We start from the raw sequence: 2741 nt of genomic DNA on the forward strand, positions 1-2741 counted from the left end.
AAGTCAGCTCTCTGGCTAGGGGTCAGTTTTTTCATGCTCAATAGCTTAACACAAAACAAAATATTTTTCTATACGATTGAATCGGAACCACTATAGATACATTGATTTAGTAACATAAAATATCCCTTTTTTAAACAATCTACGAAAAAGCTTGGATTAATTCTTCTTTCTCTGTTTGAATTTTTTGTATTTCTCTTTTAACTTCTTCCTTGATAAAACGGTATTGGTCAAAATTTTCAATCGTAGGCGCAAAAGACTCAACCGGCTTTCTGTTCCCCAATGCATCAAAATCTTCAGGTCCAAGTATTTCATCAGGAAGTCTTATCCACTTTTTCACTCCAAAATTAGTAAATGCATCACGCATATTCAGATCATAATTATGCCTCAATTTACATTCCCAATAGAAATATTGTGCCTGATCAGTAACACCCGTTCTACGAGCAAAATCTCTCGTCCAATCATTATATTCAAGACCTCTAGTATCATACGTATTTAAAAATCCTTCTTGAAAAAAGTCACGAACCTCTTTTGAGGCTTGTTTAACATGGCTTGGGCTGTTTAGCTGAGAAATCTCCGTAAACACCTGCTTAAGGTTAGCCATAAACTCTTTAGGATCTTTTAACTTTTCTAGTCGCAAACAAGCCTTTCGATATCTAAGTATCGTATCATATTTACTCCCTCTATCTGATTTTGGATCAAAATCTACGGGGATCTCTTTTCTTGTAATAGGAGAAACGCTATCATGTTTAAGATACGCTTTTAAAGCACCTAAATCATAAATGGTTTGCTGATTCGTGGGATCTACAACAGCAGATCGAATCGGTCTGAGTAAAAGAGAGCACTGGATCCTACTGAGAATCGGATCGGTATCGTGTATGTCTTCAGGATAATCAGGGAGTTCGGGAAGTAAACGCTCATACTGACTCTCCATTAGAGATGGGAATACGTAGCTGGGTATGTCTGATACATATTCCCATAAGCTAGAAAAACCTCTAAACAACTCTTGTAAGAAAATTCTATTCCCCCTTGCTTCATCCAAAATACTACGATTGCTTCCAAAATTAGATAGACTGAATAATATTTCTCGAGTTTTTTGGGGCAGATGCGCTAGAGGATCTTCTTCTAAAATACCAAATCTCTCCGGATGTCTGCTTTTTACGATAGTTAGCAACTGCTTAACTTCTCTATCGGATTTATAATGCTTTATCCTTTCTAAGACGTTTAATAAACCCTCTTTATCTTTTGCTCTTAAAAAATCATAGGCATCAGAAGGGTGTAATCGAAGTTCTAAGACTGTCCTCATCTGTTTAAAAGGGTATGTTTTCCAAAGATTTTCAGATAAAAGACTCTTTATAAAGTCCAAACCTACACCGGTATGTAGTATTTTCAAGACCCAAAGACTAGCAATGCATTCTATTCCTTGCGAACTTTTCATAAAGCTTTGCAAAAAATACTTAGAACTAAATAGAGAATAACAGATAGCTATTTGTAACAACCTATCCGTAGGGGACTTAAAAGGCAGGACTTGTTTAACAACGGGAGCAGTCAATACAGCAATCCACATACGAGCATAAGGAATTTCTAAGACCTTATAGAAAAATTTTGTAAGTGCATTTGTATGAGCAAGATTTTCCAAAGCATGTTTGCAACCCAATAATTTTGTTCGAATGTACCTCATTTTTGATTGGGAAGGAGTTTCGCAATCTGTCGTTAAGTATTTTATTCCTTTGGGAAGGATATACCAAACGGCTGAAGTAAGAATTATTGAAGACATTCCTCCCCCCTTAATTTCTCTATGTCTAATTTGGCATTGCTCAGTAATCTATCATCGATTGATGATATACATTCTTTATCTATCTTGCACCCAACTATATCTGCTAGACTAAGCTCTTTCATTGCTTCTAAGAACCCTTTTTGTTTATCAAGTTGCTTAAGAACTGCCCGTGCTCTTCGTGTAATGTTAGACTTTAAGGCAGCTTTTTTTAGTCTGTTTTGTATATTTTTTGTTGCTAAATGATCTACTACAACTTCTTCAGGGCCAAACAGCACGGTTTTAGGCCAGTTTTCTGGAACCTTTTCATTTTCAACAGCTCTAACTAAATTAGACCATTCATAATAAATCGGGTCACTATCAGCTGATTCTCGTATAGCAACTACTTTATAAATCGGCTTTTTAGAAATACCACAAATTCTATCTTGAAAATCATCCTTTAATATATAGGGAATCTTTTTAAAGTCGGTGATTTTTAATCCTCCTACAATTGCTTGGCACTCCTTCCGATTGAGTTTTATTTCAGTTTCCTGGTGCATTATACATTCTCTTGCAAACAAAAATATATTAAGGTCAGTCTGGTCTGGATACTTTTCTCTACAAGTTGATAGCAACTCTTGGTACTCTTTTTTAGAATCAAATAAGCCTGTAGTTACTCTTGCGTGTTTTCTTTTAGGAGTTTTTCTCTTATTTTTCAATGGGCCCTTTCAACCTTGAAGTGCACAAAAAAGAACATATAAATACTTGAAAAAACATCTATTGTGCACCCGAGCATAGCATGTTTGTAGATAATCTCGTAAACACTTCTAGTGGAGTTTCGAAGTTGAGAGCCTTTCTAGGTCTGTTATTTAGTAAAGTTTCCACCCTTTCTATATCCTTGGAAGTCGTATCTAAAAAGCTTTGTGTTTTAGGAAAATATTGCCTAACTAGTCCGTTTGTATGCTCATTTAAGCCTCTTTCCCAAGAATGG

General features: G+C 35.6%; 3 protein-coding genes. All 3 read right to left on the reverse strand.

The features are described from left to right. Window positions 1–139: 139 nt before the first annotated feature. On the reverse strand, window positions 140–1774 hold the full coding sequence (locus RHOW815_RS07735; protein WP_215217730.1) for a hypothetical protein: 1635 nt from the start codon (window positions 1772–1774) through the stop codon (window positions 140–142). Then, complete coding sequence (locus RHOW815_RS07740; RefSeq protein WP_215217731.1) at window positions 1762–2469, reverse strand: hypothetical protein; 708 nt, start codon at window positions 2467–2469, stop codon at window positions 1762–1764. The genes RHOW815_RS07735 and RHOW815_RS07740 overlap by 13 nt, the downstream gene beginning before the upstream one ends. 58 nt (window positions 2470–2527) lie before the next feature. Beyond that, on the reverse strand, window positions 2528–2741 hold a 214-nt coding region (locus RHOW815_RS09450), incomplete at its 5' end, for a transposase (protein ID WP_502757473.1).

It is taken from the genome of Candidatus Rhabdochlamydia sp. W815 (assembly GCF_018642185.1).
Lineage (GTDB): Bacteria > Chlamydiota > Chlamydiia > Chlamydiales > Rhabdochlamydiaceae > Rhabdochlamydia > Rhabdochlamydia oedothoracis.